The sequence below is a fragment of the Streptomyces sp. A012304 genome (assembly GCF_026008495.1).
Classification (GTDB): domain Bacteria; phylum Actinomycetota; class Actinomycetes; order Streptomycetales; family Streptomycetaceae; genus Streptomyces.
Map to the genome: position 1 here is coordinate 1 of NZ_BQUN01000154.1, position 2,398 is coordinate 2,398.

A 2,398-nucleotide genomic window follows, 5' to 3' on the forward strand; every position below is an offset into this window, starting at 1 on the left:
TGCAGGTTGACCGCACTGTCGACCTTGGAACGCAGCACACCGTGCAGCCGCTCCTCCGTCATCGCCTCGACCAGACCGTCGTCCAGCAGACCAGCCGCGTGCACCACACCCGCAAGTGCCGGTATCCGCGCCAGCACCCCGGCCAACGCATCGCGGTCCGCCGCGTCACACGCCTCCACCACGACCGACGACGCGCCCAGCGCGCCAAGCTCCTCGACCAACTCCCTCACCCCTGGCGCTGCTTCACCCCGGCGCCCCAGCAGCACCAGCTCACGCACCCCGTACCGGGACACGAGATGACGGGCGATCAGCCCGCCCAGCGTGCCGGTGCCCCCGGTGACCAGCACCACCCCGTCACCGAACGACACCCCCTCACCGCCGGACTCCACACCGTGCCGCACCAGACGCGGCACCAGCAGCTCCCCGCCACGTACCGCGACCTCCCGCTCACCGGTCGCCAACGCCTCCCGCACAACCGACGACCACTCGACCCCGACCACATCAACATCCACATCCACCAGCGCGAACCGCCCCGGATGCTCCGTCGCGGCCGACCGCACCAGACCCCACACCGCCGACGACCCGACATCCGCCACACCACCGCCCGCACCCACCGCACCCCGCGTCACCACCACCAGCCGCGCCCCGGCGAACCGCTCGTCACCGAGCCACTCCCGCACCACCGACAGCACACCCGCCGCCGTGGCATGGGTCCGCTCGATCACTTCCTGTTCGTCGAGGTCGGTGCCGTCCGACGCCGGGGCCGGCGGGCAGAGCAGCAGAACGGTCTCCGGTACCGGGCTTCCCGCGTCGATCGCCGCTCCGAGCGCCGTGAGATCGGGGTGCCGGGGGATCGCCGCGAAGGCCGTCATCGCCTCTGCTCCGGGCTCCCCGAGTACGGCCCACGCGTCGTCGGGACGGACGTCCCCTTCGGACGGGGTCGTGGTGGCCGCCACCCAGTCGACGCGGTACATGCCCCGCCCGTGGTCGGCCCGCGCTTCCTGGAACTCCTCGATGGAGACGGGCCGGACCACCAGGGAACCGACGGTCATGACCGGCCGGCCCGTCTGGTCGGCCAGTTCGACGGCGATCTCGTCGGGGCCGAGGTGAGCGAGCCGTACGCGCAGTGCGGTCGCGCCGGTCGCGGTCAGGGAGACGCCGGCCCACCGGCTCGGCAGCCGCAGCCGTCGTTCCGCGGCACCGTCGAGGGCGACGCCGTGCAGCGCGGAGTCCAGCAGGGCCGGGTGGATGGCGAAGCCGGACGCGAGTTCCTCGTCCGTGGGCAGGGCCACTTCGGCGTAGATGTCGTCGCCCAGGCGCCAGGCCGCCGTCAGACCGCGGAACAGGCCGTCGTAGCCGTGACCTGCCTCGGCGAGACCCTCGTAGAAGCCGTCCAGGTCGATCGGTCCCGCCCCCTCGGGCGGCCAGGTCTCGAACCGGGCGGCCTCCCGATCGGCGCCGGGAGCCGCTCCGGTCGCCAGCACGGCCGTGGCGTTCCGCGTCCACGGCTCGGTGGCGTCCGCGTCGGCGGCCCGCGAGTGGATGCTCAGGCCGTACGTCGCGGAGTTCTCCGACTCCTCCATCGGCTCGACGCGGACCTGGACGCTCACCGCACCCTGGTCCGGCACCGTCAGAGGCGCCTCCAGGAGGAGTTCCTCCAGCAGGTCGCAGCCCGCCTCGTCCGCCGCGCGGATCGCCAGGTCGACGACGGCCGCGCCGGGCAGCACCACCGATCCGGCGACCCGGTGGCCAGCCAGCCACGGATGCGAGGCGAGGGAGAGCGACCCGGTGAGGAGCACGCCGTCGGACTCCGCCAACCGCACCGCGGCGCCGAGCAGCGGATGATCCGCCCTGGCGAGACCGACCGAGGTGATGTCACCCGCGGTCGAGCCGCCGGTGGCCGGCCAGTAGCGCTGGTGCTGGAAGGCGTAGGTGGGCAGGTCGACATGGGCGTCGCCGTCGCCCAGCAGCGGCGTCCAGTCCACGGTCAGGCCGTTGACGAACGCCTCCGCCAGCGCGGCGGTGAGGCGCTCCTGTCCGCCCTCGCCCCGGCGCAGCGTGCCCACCACCACCGCCTGGGACTCGGTGGATACGACGGTGTCCTCCACGGCCGCGGTCAGCACGGGATGCGCGCTGGTCTCGACGAACGCGTCGAAGCCCTGGGCGAGAAGAACCCGGACCGTCTCCTCGAAACGAACCGTCTGACGCAGATTCGTGTACCAGTACTCCGCGTCCAGCCTCGGATTCTCCAACCGCTCGGCCGTCACCGCCGAGAAGAACGGGACCGCCGGCTCCTGCGGCTCGATGCCCGCCAGTTCGGTGAGCAGCCGCTCCCGGATCGCCTCGACCTGGACGGAGTGCGAGGCGTAGTCCACCGGGACACGCCGCGCCCACACAC

Annotated in this window: 1 protein-coding gene; it reads right to left on the reverse strand. The window is 72.8% G+C overall.

Annotated elements, in window-relative coordinates; genetic code table 11:
- Nucleotides 1-2,398: acyltransferase domain-containing protein (locus tag ALMP_RS35275; RefSeq protein WP_264935853.1), on the reverse strand; the 2,398-nt coding region annotated here is incomplete at both ends.